The organism is Halostella salina, assembly GCF_003675855.1.
Classification (GTDB): domain Archaea; phylum Halobacteriota; class Halobacteria; order Halobacteriales; family Natronoarchaeaceae; genus Halostella; species Halostella salina.
On the sequence record NZ_RCIH01000002.1, the window covers coordinates 537262 to 559260 of the forward strand.

The window sequence follows — 21999 nt, forward strand, 5'->3', positions numbered from 1 at the left end:
ACGCGATACTGACTCCCGGCGAGCGAACAGTGGCGGCGTTCGGTCGACGGATCAAAAATGTGCGCCGCCTTGATCCGTCGTCAGCCGCCGCCGCGCCGCCGCATCGCGGCGAACGCGAGCGCGACCAGCGCGACCAGTGCGGGCAGCGCGCCGAAGCCGTCGAGCGGCATCGACGACCCGCCGTCGCCGCCGTCACCTGCGTCGCCGGTGTCGCTGCCGCCGCCGCTGTCGTCGCCGTCACCGTCCGTCCCATCGGAGCCGGGATCGGTCACGTTGACCCGGCCCGCGGTGACGTTGTTGACCTCGACGGTGTAGGTGCCGGCCTCGTCGATCTCCTGCTGGAACACCAGCACCCGCCTGCTGCTGGCGGCGACGGTCACCGTCTTGCGGTCGACGACCGTGTCGTCGAGCAGCAGGTTCGCCGTGAACGCGCCGTCGGCCTTCCCGGTGTTGTCGATGGTCACCTCGACGCCGGCCGCCTCGCCGACGCGGACCTCGGAGATGGACACCGCGGCCTCGACCAGTTCGAACTGCGGCTGGTTGACCGCCGCGACGAAGTCGGACAGCCCCGGCGAGACGCCGCGGTAGCGGTAATGCGTCTCGGTTTCGCCGACCAGCGTGGTGTCGAGTTCGGTCCACTCGCCGTCGACCTTCCGATGCAACGTAACGTCCCCGGCGCTGACGTTGCGCGATTCGACCGAGTCCTTGCTGACGCGGAACGTAAAGGACACCTGTGAGATGTTCTCATCCGCGACGCTGTGGCTGACGTTGACGTAGCCGACCGGTGCCGTGTTGTTCGTCTCGTTCGGGGTGAACTCGCCGGTCGTGTCGAGCTCGTCGTCGTCGCTGGTGACGTTCAGCGAGAAGTCGCCGCCCTCTTCGACGCTCACGTTGATCTCGTCGACGCTCGCTCTGTCGTCGCGGGATTCGGGCGTCGAGACGTTCACTGCGACGCTGCTGTTGGCGCTCGCGTTGTTCACGTCGATCGCGACCTGTGAGGTGTCGTTCTCCTGGGTGGCGTTGATCTCGACCCTGGTGTTCGTGTTCGACAGCCAGACGCTCGTCACCGGCTGCTGGGGGTCGTTGGTCCGCAGCTTCAGAATGGCGGACTTCGACCCCGGGGTGGTCGGCTGGAACTCGATGGTTGCGGTCCGCTGCTCGCCCGGTTCGAGCGTGAGGGGTGCCGCCGGCTCCACCAGTCCGAACGAGCCGGGGTCGGCCCCGACGACCGCAGCGCTTCCGACCCGGAGCGGCTCGCTGCCGCGGTTAGACAGCGTCACCGTCGTCGTCACGCGCTCGTCGAGCGTGACGTTGCCGAAGTCGACCGAACTCCGGCTGACGCGCAGTTCCGGCCGCGTCGCCGTCCCGGACAGCGGCACGTTCAGGTCCTCGCCGGTGGCCGTGCCGATCCCGAGCTGGGCCGTCTTCGCGCCGGTCGCTCCGGGCGCGAACTCGACGGTGACGGTGCGGCTCTCGCCCGCGGAGAGGGACCCGCTCCCGCCGCCGCTGACGACGGCGAACGCGTCGCCGTCGTCGCCGGCCACGTCGACGCCGGTCAGGTTGGCCGAGGCGTTCCCGGTGTTCGAGACGGTGACCGACAGCGTCGTCGCGTTCCCGACGACGGTGTCGTTGAACGACAGCGACCCCGGCTCGACGCCGAGGTCGCTCTCGACGGCGGTCGCAGTCGCCGACACCGACACCGTCCCGCGGTCCGTGTCGTTGGTGTCGAACGCGACGGCCCCGTCGTACTCCCCGGCGTCGTCGGCGCTGAACGCGACCGTCGCGCGGGCGCTCTCGCTCGCCGCGAGCGTGTCCGGGGTGCCCTCGGCGAGGGTGAACGCCCCGCTGTCGCCCTCGGCCGTCTCCGACACCGACAGCGGGCCGGTGCCGGTGTTCCGAACGACGACCGTCGCTCGCACCTCGGTGCCGGTGCGGACGTTGCCGAACTCGATGCTCGTCGGCTCGACGGCGACTGCCGGCACGCCCTCGGCGGTGCCGGTCAGTCCGACCGTATCCCCGCCGGGACCGTCGGTGTTGACGACCAGCTGGCCGTCGAACGTTCCCGGCGCGCTCGGGTCGAACCGCACCCGCACGCTGGTGCTCCCGCCGGGGTCGAGCGTCCGGCTCCCGGCGCTGGTGACGAACGCGGCGTCGCCACCGGTCCCGACGCTGGTGACGGTGCCGGTCGCGTTGCCGGTGTTGGTGACGGTCACGCTCGCGGCCGTGGCGTTGCCGACCGTCGTGGTGCCGAAGTCGACGCTCGACTGGTCGGCGCTGATCGAGGGTGTTCCCGTGTCGGTTTCGTTGGTGTCGGTCGTGTTGCCGTCCGTGGTGTTGCCGTCGTCGGTGACGTTGCCGTCGTCGGCCGTGTCGTCGTCGGTCGGCTCGTCGGTGGTGTCAGTCGGCTCGTCGGTGTCGTCATCAGCCGAGTCGTCGCCGCCACCGCCGACCCCACCGCCGCCACCACCGCTTTCCTGCTCGCCGTCACCCGTCAGGGCGACGGTCAGGGGCGGGCCGAACGACGGGTCGACGTTCTCGAAGACGAGCGTGCCCTCGGCCGTCCCGGTCGAGGCGGGCGCGAACTCGACGGTGACGGTGCGGCTCTCGCCGGGTTCGATGGTGAACTCGCCGCCATCGACGATGGTGTACGCCGACGACCCCTCGATGGTGGTGCCGTCGACGGCCAGCGGAACGACGCCGTCGTTCGTGACCGTCACCGTCTCCGTCGCGGTGCTGTCGGTCGCCGTTCCGGGGAAGGTGACCTCGCCCGGCGAGACGGGCGTTCGGTTGAGCGTGAGCGTGTAGTTCGACGGCCCGGTGACGGTGTCGTTCACCACGTCCGCCGCGGGCGCGTAGGTGGTGCTGTTGAGCGGCGGTTCGGCCCCGAGCGTGACGTTGCCGGCGAGTTCGATGCCGTTGCCGGGTTCGGCGTCGGCCAGCGAGACGCCCGGTAGGTCGAAATCGTCGGTGAGCGTGAACGGCTGGAGCGTCCCGTTCGCATCGGTCTGGAACGGGATGCCGTCGCCGATGCCCGAGTCGGGCGTGTGGGCGACCGCGACCAGTGCGTTCTCGACCGGCGCGCCGGTGTCGTCCGCGACGGTCACGTCGACGACGTGGGCTTGCGGGAGCTGCTGGACACCGACTTCATCGGTATCGCCGGTGAGATTGAACGGTCCGGTGATGTAGAAGTCGGGGACGCCGTCAGGGCTTCCGATGGTGCCGTTCTGGAGCAGGCTCACCGCGTAGGTGCCTTCCTCGACGTCGTCGACGGTGAACTCGCCGTTGTCGTTCAGTTGGGTCGTGTAGGTCGGCACGTCGGGCCCGGCGAGGATGACGGTCCCGTTCGTGACGGGGTCACCGTCGGCGTCGAGCAGCGTCCCGGTGGCGTTGACGGTGGGGACGGTGCCGTTCCTGGACAGCGGGACCGTCAGCGCCGGCCCGAACGACGGTTCGGGGTTTTCGAAGACGAGTGTGCCGTTGAGCGTCCCGGTCTCCGCCGGATCGAAGCCGACGGTGACGGTGCGACTCTCGCCCGGTTCCAGCGTGAACGCGCCGCCCTCGACGACGGTGTACGCAGACGATCCCTCGATGACGGTGTCGTTGACCGACAGCGGCGCGACGCCGTCGTTCGTGATCGTGACCGTCTCCGTTACCCTGTCGTCGGTCGGCGTGTTCTCGAAGGTCACCTCGCGCGGCGTGACGGCTGTCCGGTTGAGCGTGAGCGTGTAGCTCGCCGGGCCGGTGATGGTGTCGCTCACCAGGTCGGGTGCGGGCGTGTAGGCGGTGCTGTTGAGCGGCGGTTCGGCCCCGAGCGTGACGTTGCCGGCGAGTTCGATGCCGTTGCCGGGTTCGGCGTCGGCCAGCGTGACGTTGTTGAGTTCGAAGTCGTCGCTGAGGGTAAATGGCTCCAGCGTCCCGTTCGCGTCGGTCTGGAACGGGATGCCGTCGCCGATGCCCGAGTCGGGCGTGTGGGCGACCGCGACCAGCGCGTTCTCGACCGGTGCGCCGCCCTCGTCCTCGACGGTCACGTCGACCACGTGGGCCTGCGGCAGCGACTGGGTCCCCAGGTCGGTGTTGTCGGTGCTGACGTAGTACGGTCCGGTGATGTAGAAGTCTGGGACGCCGTCGGGGCTCCCCATGGTGCCGTTCTGGAGCAGGCTGGCCGCGTAGGTACCCGGCTCAACGTCGGTGACTGCGTAGCCGCCGGTGTCGTTCAGTTGGGTCGTGTAGGTCGGCACGTCGGGCCCGGAGAGGATGACGGTCCCGTTCGCGACGGGCGAGCTGTCGTTCGCTTCGAGCGCTCCGGTGACGGTGTAGCCCGCACCGCTCCCGGACAGCGGGACGGTCAGCGGCTCGCCGTTCGACGGCTCGGGGTTGGCGAAGACGAGCGCGCCTTCGGCCGTCCCGGTCGTCTCCGGGCTGAACGCGACGGTGACGCTACGGCTCTGCCCGGGTTCGAGGACGAAGTTCCCGCCGCCCTCGACGACGGTGTAGGCCGGCGACTCGACGACGGTGTCGGTGACGGCCAGTGACTCGTCGCCGTTGTTCGTGACCGTCACCGTCTCGGTGGTTGTGTTCCCGATGTCCGTCTCGGGGAAGCTCACCGCCCGCGGCGACACGGCGGTCCGGTTGACGGTGAACGCGAAGTCACGCGGGCCGTCGAGTGTCGTGTTGACGACCTTCCGCTCGGGCGCGTAGGCCGTGCTGTTGGACGGCCGGGTCGCGCCGACGGTGACGTTGCCGGCGAGTTCGACCCCCGGTGTGCTCGCGTTCGGTGCCCGCAACACGCCGTTCTCGTTCGCCGGGATCGGGATGCCGTCGCCGACGCCGTCCGTGGACGTGTGGCCGACGACGACGGTCGCGCCGGGGACCGGTTCGCCGGCGTCGTCGGTGACGGTGACGTTGACGACGGACGCCGCCGGCACCGGCTGCTCGCCGAGGTCAGTGACGCTCCCGCTCGCGTCGAAGGCCCCGAAGAAGAACAGGTCCGGGACCCCGTCTTTCTCGACGCCGATCGTCTCGTCCTGGACCAGGCCGACAGCGTACGTTCCGGGTTCGACCCCGGACAGGTTGAACGCGCCGCTGTCGTCCAGTTGGACTTCGTAGTTCGGAGCGTCGGGGCCCTGGCTGGCGAACACGGTGCCGTCCGTCACCGGGTCGCCGTTTGCGTCGACCACCGACCCCGTGATGTTCGTTGGCTGTTCAAGCGTGACCGTGACGTCCGTGGGGGAGTCGACCCCCGCGAAGGAAGTCCGGTTTTCGACGTAGTCCGTGCCCGGCGGGGGCGACACGGTCGCGTAGATTGGGCCCGTGTTGGCGACCTCGATGCCCGGCTGCCCGTTCGGAACGTGGGTCATCCGCCCCTGTGAGTCCGTCGTCGGTCCAACCTCGGTGCGGTACTCGTAGAACGAAACCAGGGCCTCGCTGGCGGCGTCGTAGCTGTTGAACGACACCTGGGGCAATTGCTCGTGGACGAGTTTCACCCGAGCATCCTCGATCGGCGCGCCCGTCTCGTTCTCGACCGTGACGTCCAGAACGTTGCCGGCCGGGACGCTGAAGTCCCGCGTCGTGTCGCTCGCCGTCGTCACCGTCCCCAGCGCGGCGAAGTCGGCGACGCCGTCACGCGGGAACGCCGTCGTCACGCTCGGGTCGGGGTTGACTATCCCCTGCCAGTATTTCACCTCGTACGTTACGCCGGACCGGGCGGTGACGGAGTACCCGCCGGTCGCGTTCGTCGTGGTCCATCTCCGGTCCTCGGGGGTCGTCAGCGCGAGCGTGACGTTCGCCGCGCCCGTGCCGTTCGGATAGGTGACCTGTCCGCTGACCTGATTCCCCTGGTCGAGCGTGACGGCCGCCTCGGTGGGGCCGTCGACGGTGACGGTCGTCGCGTTCGACAGGTAGTTCGACCCGCCGGGTGGCTCGACGAACACCTCGACCTCGCCGTCGACCTCGACCCCGGCCTGACTCCCGTGTTCAGGAGTCCAGACGCCGTCGCCGTCGGTGGTCCCCTGCGCCACTGCAGGGGTCCCCCGGGTCTCGACGACGGTGACGCTCGCGCCCTCGATCGGGTTCCCGGCGTCGTCCTTGACGGCCACGGCCAGCACGTCCCCCGTCGGGACGGTGATATCCCGGACGGTGTCCTCGGTCACCGTTATCTCGCCCGCGCCGGCGATGTCGGCGACGCCGTCGCGCGGGTACGTGCTACCGCCGTCCGGCCCCCTCGATCGCTGCCGGTACGCAATCCGGTAGGTCACGCCGGGCTTTACACGGGCGGAGTACGCCCCGTTTCCATCCGTGGTCGCGGCGAAGTCCTCACCGGCCGTCCCGTTGACGAACCAGACCGTGACGTTTGCCGCGGCCGTGCCGTTGGGGTACGTCACCGTCCCGTTGACGGCCACACGCCTGTCGAGCGTGAGCGTCTCCGCGGTGTCGCCGGTGACGTCGAGGACGGCCCTGTCCTCGCCGTAGCTCGCGTTCGGCCCGTCGACGCGGAGTTCGGTCGCGCCGCTGAGTTCCAGCCCCGGTCGGGCGTTCGGCGGATGTGTCATCCGGCCGTCGGCGTTCGTCGGCAGGCCCCGGTCCTGGCGGTACGCGTAGATCCCCATCGGCTCGCCGGCGACCGACGTATCCACCGCGACGGACGCGCCCTCGAGGGCGGCACCGTTCACGTCTTCGACGGTGGCGTTCAGGACGTTGCCGGCCGGTACGGTGAACTGCGCGGTCGTTCCGGTGCCCGAGTCGACCGTGCCGAGCGCCGCGAAGTCGGCGACGCCGTCGCGCGGGAACGCGGCTATCGGGTCCTGCCAGACCGGAGCCTGCCAGTACGCGACGCGGTAGGTCGTGTTCGGCAGCACCGAGGTGGCGAAGTCGCCGGTCGCGTCCGTCGTCGCTTGCCTGTAATCGTCGGCGGTTCGGTTGAACAGCAACAGCGAGTCGTTCGCCGCCGCCGAGCCGTCGGGGTACGACACCGACCCCTCGAGCGTCACGGTGTCGGTCGTGCGCTCGGACAGCGTCAGGGTGACGCTCCGGTCGGCGTCGACGGTCAACTCCCTGCCGTTCGTCTCGTAGGCGTCGCTTCGGAGGCCTCCCACCACTTGTACGGTTCCATTGACCTCGATACCGGGCGTCGTGGCGTTCTCCGGCGTCCAGACGCCGTTCGCGTCCGTGGTCCCGGGGGACCCCGCCGTTGCGCCGTTCCGGCGGTGGATCACGTCCACGTTCACGCCCTCGATCGGATTGCCGGCCTCGTCCTCGACGGTGATATCCAGCTGATGGCCCGTCGGGACCGAGACGTTCTGGACGGCACCGTCGGTGTACGACCTGTTCTCGACCGCGTACACGTCGGCAACCCCGTCCTGCGGGAACAGACCGCCCGACCCGTTGGTCTGGTAGTACTGCACCTCGTAGGTGGTCCCCGCAGTCACCGACACCGAGTACTCTCCCGTATCCGTGGTCTGGTCGAACGCGGTGTCGTTCGGCTCCGCGAAAAAGGACACGCCGTCGCCGGACAGCGGCGTCCCGTCGGGACCGACGACGGTCCCGCTGACGTTTGCGGTCGCCGCCGCCTCGACGCTCTCGGCTGCTGGTGTGCTGTTCCCCTCGCCCACTGTGGTTGCCCCGGAGGCGACCGCCGGGGGCGCAAGCGCTGCCCCGACCATCAGCACCACCAGCACCACTGCGGTCACCGTGGTGCGTTCGAACCCGAACCGGGCCCCGTCCGAAGCCACCGGTTGCCGTGTTTCCCTGTTCATGGTGTTCCCGCGACGAACTGTCGCCACTCCTGTCAGACATCGAGTGGTTTGTGAACATCCCACAAAAAACATCTGGCCAATAACAAATCGTTTCACCGCTCTTGCGGTCGATTATAGCCGAACGAGACATTGCCGCGACGGCGTCGACCGCGGGGAGCAGAAAATTAAATAACGCAGACTGACTATCTCAACCGATGCGATCCGGCGCGTCCGGGCACGGCGTGCTGTCGTGTCACGAGGGGGTCGTCAGATGCGACGGCGGGGAGCCGACGGACGCGCTGTTCGATGCGCTGCCCGACCCCGCTCTGACCTACGCGGTCCGTGATGGGGCCCCGACCGTGACCGCGGCCAACCCGGCCTACCGCGAGCGGTTCGCCGACGTGTCGCCCGGGGAGACTCTTCCCGAGCGGCTGGCGGCCGACCTCGACGCGTCGCCCGACGGGACGCCGGTCGGCGAGGACGACCCGGTGGGGGCAGTGACGGACGCGGCGGCCGCCGGCGAGTCCGACCGGACGGTCGTCACCGTGGACCACGGCGGCACCGCCCGGGACTACGTGCTCCGGACGGTTCCGACCGACGCGACGGGCGGCTACGTCGTGCTGACGGAGGTCACCGAACTGCGCGACCGGATCCGGGACCTGACCGCCGAGCGCGACCGTCTCGACGAGTTCGCCTCGGTCGTCAGCCACGACCTGCGCAACCCGCTCGAAGTGGCGAACGTTCGGCTCGACGCCGCCGAGCGGACGGGCGAGTCGGTCCACTTCCGCAAGGTCGAGCGCGCTCACGACCGGATGGAGCGCATCGTCGAGGACGTGCTGACGCTGGCCCGGCAGGGGCAGGTCATCGACGACGTCGAGCCGGTCGACCTGGCTTCGGTCGCCCGGGACGCGTGGAACTCGGTCGCCACGGACGAGGCGACCCTCTCGCTGCGGACCGACAGCACGGTGGACGCCGACCCCGAACGGCTGCAGGAACTCCTCGAAAACCTGTTCCGCAACGCCGTCGTCCACGTCGGCGACGACGTGACGGTCAGGGTCGGCGACACGAACGGCGGGTTCTACGTCGCCGACGACGGGCCGGGGATAGCCGACGAGACGCGGGAGTCGGTGTTCGAGCCGGGGGTCTCGTCCCGCCGGGAGGGGACGGGTCTCGGACTCTCCATCGTCGAGCGCATCGCCGACGCGCACGGGTGGACGGTGTCGCTGGCCGACGGGGGAAGTTCGCTCGGGGGCGCTCGCTTCGAGTTCGACGGCGTCGGATAGGAAGCGAGCCGGCGACCATCGTGTTTGCTATCAGACGCGGTCGATGTCCTTGAACGCGAACGTCAGGTCGTCGAACTCGTCCAGCGAGTCGTCCATCCGGTCGCGGAGTTCGTCGGCACGGGCCTGTAGCTCCTGGTACTCATCGTTGCGCTCCAGCTCCGCCGGCGACTTCCCGTCCTCCAGAATGCTCTGTTTGGCGGTGATAGCGAAGTACTCCGAGACGGTCTCCTGGTACTCCGCGGCCTCCAGTTGCTGGTCGATGGCGTCGTAGAGCGCGTCCTGCTCGACGGGCTTGCAGAGGTAGTCGTCGAACGGCATCTCCAGCACGTCGAAGTCGGGCGTCACGGCCGTCACCATGATCACCCGGACCCCGAGGTCCTGTGCGCGAACCTCGTCGAGCACCTCGTCGCCGGACACCTCCGGCATGCGCCGGTCGAGCAGCAGCACGTCGATCGTCTCGTCGACCGTGTCGAGCGCCGCCTCGCCCCCGTAGGCCGTTTCCACGTCGTACTCCAGCTCGAGTCGCATGCCGTACGCGTCGGCGACATCCGGCTCGTCGTCGACGACGAGAACCGTCGGCTCGGACTCGCTTCCTGACATACGTTCACATACTGGTCAGCGGCGGCTTATTAACTTTTGTACACTTCGGGGTCGGGGGCGGCCGGGGTCCCGTGTCGGTCCCGACCCCGTCCGAGGGTTTATCCCCGGGAACGCGACCAACCCGGGCCATGTCCGCGACGGATGCCCCCGACGCCCCGATCCGCGTGCTGGCCGGCGACTGCACCGTGGTTTACGACGGCGACGGCCGCGAGGAGCACCGCGGCCGCGTCACCGTGGTCGTCAAACCCGACAACACCGTGCTCGTCCACGACGCCGACGGCTACCAGCCGGTCGCGTGGCTCACCCGGGCCGACGCCGTCGCCTGCTCGCGGGACGGCGACTTCGCAGTCGACGCCCGCGCCGGCGACCAGCGCCTCCGCGTCGTCGCCCACGCCGAGGACGGGTTCGCCCGCTACCCGGCCAGCGAAGCCGGAACCCCCGTCGGCGACTGCCCGGACTGCGGCGAACGCCTCGTCCGGACGGGCGGCGCGGTGACCTGTCTCGGCTGTGGCGACCGCCACGGCCTGCCGTCGGGTGCGACCGTCACCGACGAGCGCTGTGACTGCGGCCTCCCCCGGCTTCGGGTCGAGCGCGGTCAGCCCTTCGACGTGTGTCTGGACCGCGACTGCGACCCACTGGACGACGCCGTCACGGCGGCGTTCGACCGCGCGTGGAACTGCCCGGACTGCGGCGACGACCTGCGGATCCTCCGGCGCGGCGGGCTGCTGGCCGGCTGTGACGCCTACCCCGACTGCGACGCCAGTTTCTCCCTCCCGGCGGGCACCGTCGTCGGCGACTGCGACTGCGGGCTGCCGCTGTTCGAGACCGGCGGCGGCCGGCGCTGTCTCGACGGGACCTGCGAGGCGTGACGGGCACGATACAGCGACCCGCCCGCACCTCCGGTCGGCGACCGCAGTCCATTTCCCCCCGGGTGGCGGATCCACCCGCATGGACGGACAGATGCGGGACGGCGTCGTCCACGTCGGCGGCGACGCCCGCCAGCGGTTCTACGACTCGCGGGGGTACGGCCGACCCCTCGGCGGCAACGAGATCGCGCTCGCCCCCGTGGAAGCGGCGCATCTCCTCTTTCGCGGCGACCTCGACGCCGTGGACGGCGCGACGTTCCGCGAGTTCCTCGCCGCGGCGGACGACCCCGGCTTTGCCGTGCGGTTTCTCGTGTACGCCGACCTCCGGGAACGGGGGTTCTACCTCTCGCCCGCCCGCGAGGACTGGGTGCCGGACCCCGGCGACGCCGACTTCCACGTCTACGCCCGCGGGTCGGGACCGGGCGACGGCGACGTCGCCTACCGCGTCCGGGCGGTCGGGGAGCGCGACCCCGTCGCCGCGGCCGCCCTGGGCGACTGCGTGCTGGCTGTCGTCGACGAGGAGAGCGAGGTGTCGTACTTCGACACCGGCCGCCCCGACGTGGACGGGACGAGCGGCGTCGACCTGCCCGACGGCGTGCCGGCCGCCCTGCTCTCGGACCGGGTCGTCTGCTGGACGCCGCCCGCCGCACTCCACGAACGCGGCTTCTACGGCCAGCCGCTCACCGGGCGCGAGGACGACCGCGACGCCGTCCAGCTGTCGCTCGTCGAGGCGGCGTATCTCGCCGACTGCGGGGCGCTCGCCGTCGACCGGGATGCCCTCGTCGACAGGGGCCGGTCCGTCGAGGGCGACCGCTTCGACCGCCGCCTGCGGGCGTACGCCGACCTGCGCGAGCGCGGCGTCGTCCCCAAGACGGGCTTCAAGTTCGGTGCGGACTTCCGGACGTACGCCGACGTCGAGTCCGTCGACGACCTGGGCCACTCCGAGCGCCTGGTGCGGGTGCTGCCCCCGGCCCACGAGTTCGCGCCGCGGGACCTCGCGCTGGACGTGCGGCTGGCCGGCGGCGTCCGGAAGACGATGACGTTCGCGCTGGTCGGCGACGAGTCGGCCGGCGACGCGGTGCGGTGGCTCTCGGTCGAGCGGCTGACGCCGTGACGCCGCGCGCTTCCCCCTGCGGGTTCAGTCGCCGCCGTTCGTCTCCTCGGCCCTGGTCGCCACCGCCGTGTACGCCGTCCCCGCGCCGTAGGTTCGGACCGCCTCGACCCCGTCGAACGTCGCGCGGAGCGCGCCGGGCACGTCGTTCTCGGGGTTCCAGTTCGCGACCAGCCGCAGGCACAGCGAGAGCAGGGGGTTGACGACCCGGAGCGGCCCCGACGGGATGAGCCGAAGGTCGAAGACGACGAACCGGCCGCCCGGCCGGAGCAGCGAGGCGACGTTCCGGGCGGTCGCTCGCGCGTCGGGCATCACGCTCATCGACAGCGACGCTATCGCGCTGTCGAACGGCCCGCCGGACGGCTCTACGGTCGTCGCGTCCGCGCGGACCACCGCGACGTTCCCCCAGCCCCGGTCGTCGACCCGCGCGCGTGCCCTCTCGACCATGCCGGGGCTGTAGTCGACGCCGACGACGCGCCCCTCGGACCCCACCAGTTCGCGCAGTCGGTCGAAGTTCACGCCCGGACCGCACCCGATGTCGAGGACGGCGTCGCCACGGCCGACGCCGAGCCGGGCCATCGCGTCCTCGCGCATCGGCTCGAAGTCGCGTTCGCTCAGTCCGTAGTGGTCGCTCCAGCGGTCCCACACCCGTCGGTTCCGCTCGAGGTGTCGGCGGTCGGCGTCGTTTTCCGGCCCCCCGTCCGACCGGGGCATCGGCTCGCTCATGGGTGAACGTCGTGCGTCGCGGGCGACGGTTCCACTCCCGATAGGCTTCGGGGATTTAAGTTAGCGGACCGAGACATCGACCCGTGAAGTCGCTGGAACTGGTCGTCGAGCACACGGTGGAGACGATCCACCCGATGCACGCGTTCGTCTGCGAGTCCCCGGCGGTCGAGCGCGAGGTGTTGCTGGAGGGCAAGACGGTCGACGGCGCGCGGACGCTGCTGTTCTACGTCGAGGGCGACCACGAGGCGTACGAGGCGACGCTCGCGGCGCAGGACGCGGTCGCCGAGTACGACGTCCGTCCGGACGGCGACGGCGGGTTCTTCGCCTACGTCCGGTCGCCGAACGCCGACCGGGAAGCGTCGCTTATCGACGCGTTCGACGGGGATACAGTCGTGGTCGTCCCGCCGGTCGAGTTCCGGGCCGACCGGACGATGCGCCTGACCGTCGTCGGCCGCGGCCCGGACCTGCGGGACCTGCTCGACTCGCTCCCCGACGCGCTCGACGTGGACGTTCGCTCGGTCGGCCCGTTCACCCGCGGGATCGGGCCGTCGCTCACCGACAGACAGCGTGAGGCGCTGGCCGCCGCGTGGGGGGTCGGCTACTACGAGGTACCGCGGGAGGGCGGCGTCGAGGCCGTCGCGGCCGAACTCGATTGTGCCGTCTCGACGGCGTCGACGCTCCTCCGGCGCGCGGAGTCGCGGCTGGTCGCCGACGCGCTCGGCGACCGCCCGTAACGTCCGAAGCGAACGGTTTTTGCGCCCGCCGCCGCCTTTCTTCGACAATGACCGACGACGCTCCCGAGGACGACGTGCCCGACCCGCTCCCGGACGGCGGGACGGAGGCCGCCGGTGCTGATGACGTGGCGCTGGACCCGTGGGGGTCCTCGACGGTGGCGGACTACCGGAAGCTGTTCGAGGAGTTCGGCATCGAGGAGTTCGACGAGGTACTCCCAGAGGTGCCCGACCCCCACTACCTGATGCGCCGCGGCGTCATCTTCGGCCACCGCGACTACCGGCCCGTGGCCGACGCGATGCGAAACGACGAGCCGTTCGCTGCCCTCTCCGGGTTCATGCCGACGGGCGACCCGCACATCGGGCACAAACTGGTGTTCGACGAGATCATCTGGCATCAGGAGCAGGGCGGCGACGCCCACGCTCTGATCGCCGATCTGGAGGCCCACAGCGCCCGCGGGCTGACGTGGGACGAGATCGACGAGCACGCGCGGGACTACATCCTCTCCCTGCTGGCGCTGGGCTTCGACCCCGAGGACGGGACGCTGTACCGCCAGTCGGACAACCGCGAGGTGCAGGACCTGGCGTTCGAACTCGGCAGCGAGGCGCGGTTCTCGGAGTTCGAGGGGATCTACGGTTTCGACGGCGAGACCGACGTGTCCCACATGCAGAGCGTCGTCACGCAGATGGCCGACATCCTCTACCCCCAGCTCGACGAGCCGAAGCCGACCGTGATCCCCGTCGGCCCCGACCAGGACCCCCACGTCCGGCTGGCCCGGGACCTGGCCGCGCGGATGCGCTTCTTCAAGGTGACCGAGGCGTTCGCCAGCTTCGAGGCCGACGACGCCGAGCGCGTCCTGCTCCGCCGGGCGTACGACGCCCGCGACGAGCACGCCGAGGACCCCGACCGGCCCCGTTGCGGCGAGGCCGCCGACTGGCTCCGCGCCGAGGCCGAGCCCTCGGACGCCCGCACCTCCGTCGTCGAAAAGCTCGAATCCGCGGGGAAGGAGCCGATCCGACCACGAACCCGATTCCTCGACCGGCAGGCGACCGACGAGGCGTTCGACGCGCTGGTCGAGGCGGTCGACGGCGAGAAGCGAGTGTACGACGAGCACGTCGACGCGTTCGACCTCGACCGCGGGGCGGCCGACGAACTCGCCCGCGAGGTGGAACTCGACCACGGCGGCTACGGCTTCGTGCCGCCGTCGTCGATCTACCACCGGTTCATGACGGGGCTGACCGGCGGCAAGATGTCCTCCTCGGTGCCCGCGAGCCACATCTCGCTGCTGGACGACCCCGAGGACGGCTACGACAAGGTCAAGTCCGCGACCACCGGCGGCCGCGAGACCGCTGAGAAGCAGCGCGAACTCGGCGGGGAGGCCGACGAGTGCCCGGTGTACGAACTGTACGCCTACCTGCTCTCGGGCGACGACGACGAGTTCGCCAAGGAGGTGTACGACGAGTGCGTCGGGGGCGAGCGGCTCTGTGGCGGCTGCAAGGAGCAGGCCGCCGAACTGATGAAGGAGTTCCTCGAAGAACACCAGGAGAAGCGCGAGGAATGGGAGGCGAAACTGGACGAGGTCGACATCGACCTGGACTCCGACCGGAAGCGCACCTGAGGATCAGCCGTCGCCGTCCGGCTTCTCGACGTACACGACCGGCGACTCGGGAGTCTCCTCGATCACGTCGTCCGCGTCGACCGCCGCCCAGTAGTCCCGCGGCTCCGCGTCCAGCACCTCGCCGACGCGTTCGCACGTGATCAGGTTCTCGCCGTCGCGGACGAGGTGGAACGCCTCGCGTTTGCGCTCGTCGAATTCCTCGCGGACGACCTGCTGTAGCTCCGCAGTCGGGTAGTTGACGATGAGATGGCCGCCCGGGCGCACGCGGTCGTACAGCGCGCGCAGCGCCGGCTCCGGGTCGGCGACGAAGTACAGCGTGGCGACGCAGTACACCACGTCGAACCGGCGGTCGGTCGAGAGATCGGGCAGTTCGTCGACGGCGAAGGAGAGGTTGTCGAGGCCGCGCTCGTCGGCGAGCCGTCGGTTGTCCCGGACGACCGTCTCCGAGAGGTCGTACCCGTACACGTCGAGGTCGGGGTACCGCTCGGCCAGCGCGAACGGGACGACCGCGGGACCGCAGCCGAACGAGGCGAGGTCGGCCGGGAACTCGCCGCTCCCGCCCGTGTTCCCGCCAGCGCCTCCGCCGCCGGCGACGCGTTCGAGGAACCGCGCGAGCAGGTCGGCCATCTCCTCGCCGGCGAGGTACGCACAGCGGTCGTAGTCGGCCTCGCGGTAGAACTGCTCCCAGTCCATCGGCCGGCGGTTCGGGGTCGGCGGGGGTAAAGTTCGGGGTCCAACCGTCCGAGCCACGGCCTCGCAACGTTTTTAACCGGCCTGGGACGATCTACCACCATGGCATCCGAACCCCACAGCCGGTGTCCCGCCCGCAAGCAGCAGGACGGTCCGGGGTTCGGCTTCTTCTTCGCGGCCTGACCGGGCCGCGGACTCCGCGCCGGCGGCCGGACGGCCGCGGCGGACGAAACGCCCCGTTTCGAACCGGAATCGGTAACTGACGACCGCGAAGTAACTCTACCAAATGAAGCTCCCAGGACCACAGGCCGCGGTGTTGGACGCCGCGAGCGCGACGGAGGAACGGACGATCGAACGAGTGGCCGACGAGGCCGGGCTGGCCCCCGAGACGGCGACAGGTGCCGTCTTCGAACTCGAATCGGCGGGGCTGGTGGCCGTCGACGAGCGCGTCGACGAGCGCGCCGTACTCACCGACGAAGCCGAGACGTACGTCGAGGAGGGGTTGCCCGAGGTCCGCCTGTACGAGGCGGCCCGCGACGCCGGTGCCGACGAGGCCCCGGTCGAGATGGGGCAGGCGATCGGCGCGTCCGGTCTGGCCGGCGGCGAAGTCGACATCGCGCTGGCCAACTACGCCCGGAAGGGGTACGGGGCCGTCGAGAGCGGCGAGATCACGGCCGACCCGGACGCCGACCCGAACGCCGACCCCGAGGCGGCGGCGCTGGCGACGCTGGCCGACGACGGCGACGCGGACATCGACGCGGACGTGCTGGACCAGCTGGAGCGTCGGGATCTCGTCGAGCGCAGCGAGTCGACGACCCGGGCGTTGACGCTCACCGACGACGGCGTCACCGCGCTGATGGAGGGCGTCGACACCGACGACGGCGGGGCGGTCGGCCAGATCACGCCCGAACTGCTCACCAGCGGCGAGTGGAAGGAGGCCGAGTTCGCCGAGTACAACGTCGAGGCCGACGCCGCCGAGATCAACGGCGGAAAAGAGCACATCCTCCGGCAGACCGCCAACCGCGTGAAGGACACGCTCGTCGGGATGGGGTTCGAGGAGATGGAGGGGCCCCACGCGGACGCCGAGTTCTGGATCAACGACTGCCTGTTCATGCCCCAGGACCACCCGGCGCGGACCCACTGGGACCAGTTCGCGCTGGAGAACCCCTCCGAGATCGACGAGCTACCCGCCGACCTCGTCGAGCGCGTCCGTGACGCGCATCGCAACGGCGTCGGCGAGGACGGCGAGGGGTACCACTCCCCGTGGACCGAGGAGGTGGCGAAGGGGATCGACCTGCGCGGCCACACCACGTCGCTGTCGATGCGCTACCTCTCCGGGCACGCGCAGGGCGACCTCGAACCGCCGAAGCGCTTCTTCAGCGTCGAGAAGGTGTACCGCAACGACACGCTCGACCCGACTCACCTGCTGGAGTTCTTCCAGATCGAGGGGTGGGTGATGGCCGACGACCTCTCGGTGCGGGACCTGATGGGGACGTTCACGGAGTTCTACGAGCAGTTCGGCATCACCGACCTGGAGTTCAAGCCCCACTACAACCCCTACACGGAGCCGAGCTTCGAGCTGTTCGGCACCCACCCCACGACGGGCGAACTCGTCGAGGTGGGCAACAGCGGGATGTTCCGCGAGGAGGTGCTCCGGCCGCTCGGCGTCGACTGCGACGTGATGGCCTGGGGGCTCTCGCTGGAGCGCCTGCTCATGCTGATGTACGGCTTCGAGGACATCCGCGACGTGCACGGCACGCTCGCGGACCTTGAACTGCTGCGGGACACGGAGGTGATCCACTGATGCCAGTCGTCGACGTCGACCCCGAGGAACTGCGCGACCTGACCGGCCACGAGGAGAAGGACGACGAGGAACTGAAGGAGGACCTGTTCGCCCTCGGCCTGGAGTTCGAGGGCTGGACCGAGGACGACGAGTTCCAGCTGGAGTTCGCCCCGGACCGCCTCGACCGCCTCTCGGTCGAGGGCGTCGCCCGGTCGCTGCGCTATCAGTACGGCGACGACCGCGGCGTGTACGTCCCGAACACGAACGACGCCGACTGGACGATCCAGGTCGAAGAGAGCGTTCCCGAGGAGCGCCCGTACGTCACCGGCGCGGTGATCCGCGGCGTCGACCTGGACGAGGCGGCGCTGGAGTCGCTCATCCAGTTGCAGGAGAAGCTCCACGCGACGATGGGCCGCAAGCGCGCGAAGGGGGCCATCGGCATCCACGACCTGACGATGCTGAAGGGCGGATCCCCCCAGGAGGAGGGCGGCAAGTCGATCCGTTACACCGGGATCGAACCCGACGGCGACCGCTTCGTCCCGCTGGACAGCAACGACGAGATGACCCCCGCCGACGTGCTCACCGACCACCCGACCGGCGAGACGTACGCCGACCTGGTCGGCGAGTACGACCGCTACCCGGCGATCTACGACGACATCGGGCTGTTCTCGTTCCCGCCGGTGATCAACGGGAAGCGGACCGAGGTGACGACCGACTCCCGGGAGCTGTTCGTCGAGATGACCGGCACCGACCAGTGGACGGTCGACCGGATGCTCGCCATCGTCTGCTACGCGCTCGACGCCCGCGGGGCCAGGGTCGAGGAGGTGAACGTCGAGTACCCCGACCGCGACCTGGTCCGCCCCGACCTCTCGACCCGGGAGAAGTCGGTCGCCCACGAGCGGATCGAGAGCATCATCGGCGTCGACTTCGACCCCGAGGAGGTCGTCGACCTGTTCGAGCGCTCCGGGCTGGACGCCGAGACCGACGAAGACGGCGACAGCCTCGTCTACGAGGTCGACGTGCCGTCCTACCGCGTCGACGTGCTCCACCCGCTGGACCTCGTCGACGACGTGGGCCGGGCGTACGGCTTCAACGACCTCGACCCGACGTACCCCGACGTGGGCACGGTCGGCGGCCGCCACGACCGCTCGCGGCTGGAGGACGCCGCGCGGAACCAGCTCGTCGGGCTCGGCTTCGAGGACCTGCTGAACTTCCACATGATAAACGAGGCCGAGAACTTCGACCGGATGGAGCTCGCGCCGGCCGACGACGCCGTCGGCGCGGCCCAGCCGGCGACCATCCGGGAGCCGTACAGCGAGGACTACACGATGCTGCGCACGTGGGCGCTCCCCTCGCTGCTGATGGTACTGGAGAACAACACCCACCGCTCGTACCCGCAGGACCTCGCGGAGATCGGCTTCGCGGCCCGCGTCGACGACGCGGAGAACACTGGCGTCGCCGAGCGCCGCACGGTCGCCGCCGTGCTCGCGCGACACGACGCGTCGTACGAGGACGCGAAGGCGCGGCTACAGGCGATCGCGCGGAACTTCGGCGTGGACCTGGAAACCCCGGCGGCGGACCACCCGACGTTCGTCGACGGTCGGACCGCCGACGTGGTGATCGACGGCGAGACGGTCGGCGTCGTCGGCGAGGTCCACCCCGCCGTGCTGGTCGAACACGACCTCGAACTGCCGGTCGCGGCGTTCGAGTTCGAACTGGACGCCCTGGAGTGAGGACGCTTCCCGGCGGCTGCTTTCCCGAGGTTCGCCGCTTACAGGTCCGCGCCGATCGCGTCCGCGACGGAGTCGAAGCCGTCGCGGTCGAGCAGGTCGAGTAGCCCCGCGTTGATCTCGCGGGCCAGCGACGGCCCCTCGTAGACGAGTCCGGTGTACAGCTGGACGAGCGACGCGCCGGCGCGGATCTTCCGGTAGGCCCCCTCGGCGCTGGAGACGCCGCCGACGCCGACGACCGGCACGTCGACGCGCTCGGCGACGAACCGGACCATCCCGGTCGCGTCGTTCTCGATCGGCTTCCCCGAGAGGCCGCCCTCCTCGGCGCGGTTGGGGCTTCGGAGGCTCGCCGGCCGGTCGGTCGTCGTGTTCGTCGCGACGACGCCGTCCAGATTCAGGTCGTCGACGATCTCCAGCGCGTCCTCGACGGCCGGCGTCGGGAGGTCGGGCGAGAGCTTCACCAGCAGCGGGGCAGCGCCGGCGTCGACGAGTTCGCCGAGGATCGCCGCCATCGAGTCGCGGTTCTGGAGCTCCCGGAACCCCTCCGAGTTCGGGCAGGAAACGTTGACGACGAAAAAGTCCGCTCCGTCGGCGACCTGCTCGTAGGTGTAGCGGTAGTCCGCCGGCGCGTCGTCGCTTTCCACGTGTTCGGTCTTCGCGATGTTGACGCCGACGGGTACGTCGACGGGCGCGGCGGCCAGCCGGTCGCCGACGGCGTCGGCCCCCTCGTTGTTCAGGCCCATGCGGTTGACGAGCGCCTCGTCCTCCCGCAGGCGGAACAGACGGGGGCGCGGGTTGCCGGCCTGCGGCTCGGCGGTGACGCCGCCGACCTCGACGTGGCCGAAACCGAGGCTCGCGAGCGCGCTCGGCACCGCCGCGTTCTTGTCGAACCCCGCGGCCACCCCGACGGGGTTCGGAAAGCGCTGGCCGAACGCCTCGACGGTCAGCCGGTCGTCGTCCGGCGCGGCGTACCGCGACGCGAGGAGGCGTTCCACTGGCGTTCCCTGTACCAGTTCAAGGCCGCCGTGGACGGCCCCGTGGGCGGTTTCGGCCGGGAGTCGAAACAGGAGGGGTCTCGCCACGTCGTAGGGATCCATCTGGGGTGATCAGGGCGGAGTAGCGGTATAAAGGCCGCGGAGCGGTCGCTCCGCGCTCGAAAACCCGCGACGGTACGGAGCTAGAACTCGTGTTCGACTTCGTCCTTGTCGGCCTTCTGAATGATGATCTTGTCCTCGCGGACGCGGACGAACACCTCGTCCCCGATGTCCATGCCCGCCACCGCAAGCTCGTCCTCGTGCAGATTGATGTGGACGTTGTGGTACTCGCCGTTTTCGTCTTTCGCACCACTCGGGCTGAGCTTCTTTTTCCGTACCATCGCGGTATCCTATCCCGACAGTCGCCACACGACGTACTTAAGTGTTTTCTACGGTGTCGCACGCCGCTACGGCGTTCCGACCCCGTCGTTCGGTTCCGCGCGCGATGTCACAACACCCTGATATGGGTGGCCTGGTCGCCGCTTTCCCCCCGTTTTCGGGCGTCCACCGGCTTCCGTTTATAAACTAACACGGCCGATCCCCCTCCTGTCGGGGATATATTTATATTGGGGCATGGGCTGAGTTGACATGGAGGCAAAACCATGGTACGTGAAGACGGTAAGCGCAATTTCGCGCTACGAGACAGCGGTGACGAACCGAGCGTGTTTTCCGGGAACACTCCACGCCAGGCAGCACTGAAAGCGGCCCGCCGACTCGACCCCGCGTCCAGCGAGGACGCGGCCGACGAGACCGAACTCCGTCTCCGCGAGAAGGGGACGGACAAGGTCCACATCTACGAGGGCTGGGCCTGGGAGGAGGAGGCCCCCGACGACAAACCCGACTGGATGCCCCAGGAGATCACCGAGGCGAACGTCTCCAAGCAGGGCATCGAACACCTCGACGAGTGAAGTCGGTCGTCACCGAAACCACCTACGTCTTTTGACGTGCGTCGCGCGCATGCGCGAGTCGCAACTCCTATGCGGGTCGGCACCTCCAGCGTCGAGTGCGCGGTGACACCCGGTCCGACCGAACGCACGAGCGCGGGATGAGCGGCCGGCCTCCTGCCGTGCGACATCTCTCGCCTGTTAGCCTCTTGGCCGTCCCCGGCAGGACCCGTTTGCCACACGAGGTAACGCCACTCGACCGATAGTCTCTACTGCGGCCTGCGACCCAGTGAAAACCCGTCGCATGGTAGCGGCTATCGGTGGCGGATCGCTTCGACGGCCTTTTCAGTACCCCGGCCATCCGAATGGAATGCGAACGCGGCGGGCGGTCGACGACCGCCGGCCGCACTCACGCCACATCGGTGGCCCCCTTCGGCCGTTCCCCGGCTCGAAGGCAGGTACGTCGACCACTCGACGCCCGGCGTCGACTTGTCGCGGAACGACGAACCGACGCCCTTAAGTACAATAGGGTCGTTCGATGTGGTGTACACGTCCGGAACACCCCGGCGTCGTCGTTCGGTTCGCCGCGCAAATCGCGCGGCGACCGACTTCCGATGCCCTTAAGTGTGTAAGGGTGCTCGGATGTGATGCGAACAAAGCACAACGCGATCGACGGGACGTTCAACTCGTCCCGTCACCCGGACTTCGAACGCGTCCGAAGGGCTTATATGGTCTTCGGGCGCTACACTGAAGTCCGAAGGAGATGAGGATTCCACCCCTGCGGTCCGCCGTACACGATGGGATCTGATGTTAGCCTTGGTAGTTCGGTGCCACCCGGCCGGTCAGCGGCTCGGTGGGCACCGAGCACGGACCACGCAATATGGTGTGTACTCTGACGAGTACACCCGCCAAGCCCCCCAGTCCACCACGGACTGGGAACATTCCGGTTGATCCTGCCGGAGGCCATTGCTATCGGGGTCCGATTTAGCCATGCTAGTCGCACGGGTTCAGACCCGTGGCGAATAGCTCCGTAACACGTGGCCAAACTACCCTACGGAGGAGGATAACCTCGGGAAACTGAGGCTAATACTCCATACAGCTCTCCCCCTGGAACGGGCTGAGCTGGAAACGCTCCGGCGCCGTAGGATGTGGCTGCGGCCGATTAGGTAGACGGTGGGGTAACGGCCCACCGTGCCGATAATCGGTACGGGT

14 protein-coding genes and 1 rRNA gene are annotated in these 21999 nt (G+C 69.5%); 9 read left to right on the forward strand and 6 right to left on the reverse strand.

Annotated elements, in window-relative coordinates:
• Positions 1-80: 80 nt before the first annotated feature.
• A complete protein-coding gene (locus D8896_RS05995; protein ID WP_162991480.1) occupies positions 81-7751 on the reverse strand; it encodes a choice-of-anchor D domain-containing protein in 7671 nt (2556 codons plus the stop codon).
• Between the two features lie 194 nt (positions 7752-7945).
• Here D8896_RS05995 and D8896_RS06000 point away from each other — a divergent pair, with 194 nt between their 5' ends.
• Positions 7946-9013, forward strand: coding sequence for a sensor histidine kinase (locus D8896_RS06000; RefSeq protein ID WP_121821175.1), 1068 nt, complete (start codon positions 7946-7948; stop codon positions 9011-9013).
• A 30-nt stretch (positions 9014-9043) separates the two neighbouring features.
• Here the strand turns inward: D8896_RS06000 and D8896_RS06005 are convergent, their stop codons facing one another.
• Positions 9044-9613 carry a HalX domain-containing protein gene (locus D8896_RS06005; protein ID WP_121821176.1) on the reverse strand — a complete coding sequence of 190 codons (570 nt, stop codon included), beginning with the start codon at positions 9611-9613 and terminating at the stop codon, positions 9044-9046.
• 128 nt (positions 9614-9741) lie between these two features.
• Between D8896_RS06005 and D8896_RS06010 the strand changes: the two genes are divergently transcribed.
• Positions 9742-10482 carry a PDDEXK family nuclease gene (locus tag D8896_RS06010; protein WP_121821177.1) on the forward strand — a complete coding sequence of 247 codons (741 nt, stop codon included), beginning with the start codon at positions 9742-9744 and terminating at the stop codon, positions 10480-10482.
• Positions 10483-10561: 79 nt separating this feature from the next.
• Positions 10562-11593 (forward strand): tRNA-intron lyase, encoded by a 1032-nt coding sequence (endA, locus tag D8896_RS06015; protein ID WP_121821178.1) that lies wholly within the window; start codon positions 10562-10564, stop codon positions 11591-11593.
• Positions 11594-11617: 24 nt separating this feature from the next.
• Here the strand turns inward: endA and D8896_RS06020 are convergent, their stop codons facing one another.
• Positions 11618-12316, reverse strand: coding sequence for a class I SAM-dependent methyltransferase (locus D8896_RS06020; RefSeq protein ID WP_121821179.1), 699 nt, complete (start codon positions 12314-12316; stop codon positions 11618-11620).
• A gap of 83 nt (positions 12317-12399) precedes the next feature.
• Between D8896_RS06020 and D8896_RS06025 the strand changes: the two genes are divergently transcribed.
• Both D8896_RS06025 and D8896_RS06030 read left to right on the forward strand, forming a co-directional pair.
• Positions 12400-13050, forward strand: a complete 651-nt coding sequence (locus D8896_RS06025) for a helix-turn-helix domain-containing protein (RefSeq protein WP_121821180.1) — start codon at positions 12400-12402, stop codon at positions 13048-13050.
• 47 nt (positions 13051-13097) lie between these two features.
• On the forward strand, positions 13098-14666 hold the full coding sequence (locus D8896_RS06030; protein WP_121821181.1) for a tryptophan--tRNA ligase: 1569 nt from the start codon (positions 13098-13100) through the stop codon (positions 14664-14666).
• Positions 14667-14669: 3 nt separating this feature from the next.
• On the opposite strand, the gene D8896_RS06035 is transcribed toward D8896_RS06030, so the two are convergent.
• Positions 14670-15359, reverse strand: coding sequence for a class I SAM-dependent methyltransferase (locus tag D8896_RS06035; protein WP_121821182.1), 690 nt, complete (start codon positions 15357-15359; stop codon positions 14670-14672).
• Positions 15360-15642: 283 nt separating this feature from the next.
• Here D8896_RS06035 and pheS point away from each other — a divergent pair, with 283 nt between their 5' ends.
• Positions 15643-17160, forward strand: coding sequence for a phenylalanine--tRNA ligase subunit alpha (pheS, locus tag D8896_RS06040; protein ID WP_121821183.1), 1518 nt, complete (start codon positions 15643-15645; stop codon positions 17158-17160).
• On the forward strand, positions 17160-18872 hold the full coding sequence (gene pheT / locus D8896_RS06045; protein ID WP_121821184.1) for a phenylalanine--tRNA ligase subunit beta: 1713 nt from the start codon (positions 17160-17162) through the stop codon (positions 18870-18872). Before pheS ends, pheT begins: the two co-directional genes overlap by 1 nt.
• A 38-nt stretch (positions 18873-18910) precedes the next feature.
• On the opposite strand, the gene D8896_RS06050 is transcribed toward pheT, so the two are convergent.
• Positions 18911-19966, reverse strand: a complete 1056-nt coding sequence (locus tag D8896_RS06050) for a quinone-dependent dihydroorotate dehydrogenase (protein ID WP_121821185.1) — start codon at positions 19964-19966, stop codon at positions 18911-18913.
• Between the two features lie 80 nt (positions 19967-20046).
• Positions 20047-20244, reverse strand: coding sequence for a hypothetical protein (locus D8896_RS06055; protein WP_121821186.1), 198 nt, complete (start codon positions 20242-20244; stop codon positions 20047-20049).
• Positions 20245-20505: 261 nt separating this feature from the next.
• Between D8896_RS06055 and D8896_RS06060 the strand changes: the two genes are divergently transcribed.
• Both D8896_RS06060 and D8896_RS06065 read left to right on the forward strand, forming a co-directional pair.
• A complete protein-coding gene (locus D8896_RS06060) occupies positions 20506-20811 on the forward strand; it encodes a non-histone chromosomal MC1 family protein (RefSeq protein WP_121821187.1) in 306 nt (101 codons plus the stop codon).
• Between the two features lie 916 nt (positions 20812-21727).
• A 16S ribosomal RNA gene (locus D8896_RS06065) occupies positions 21728-21999 on the forward strand; the annotation flags it as partial.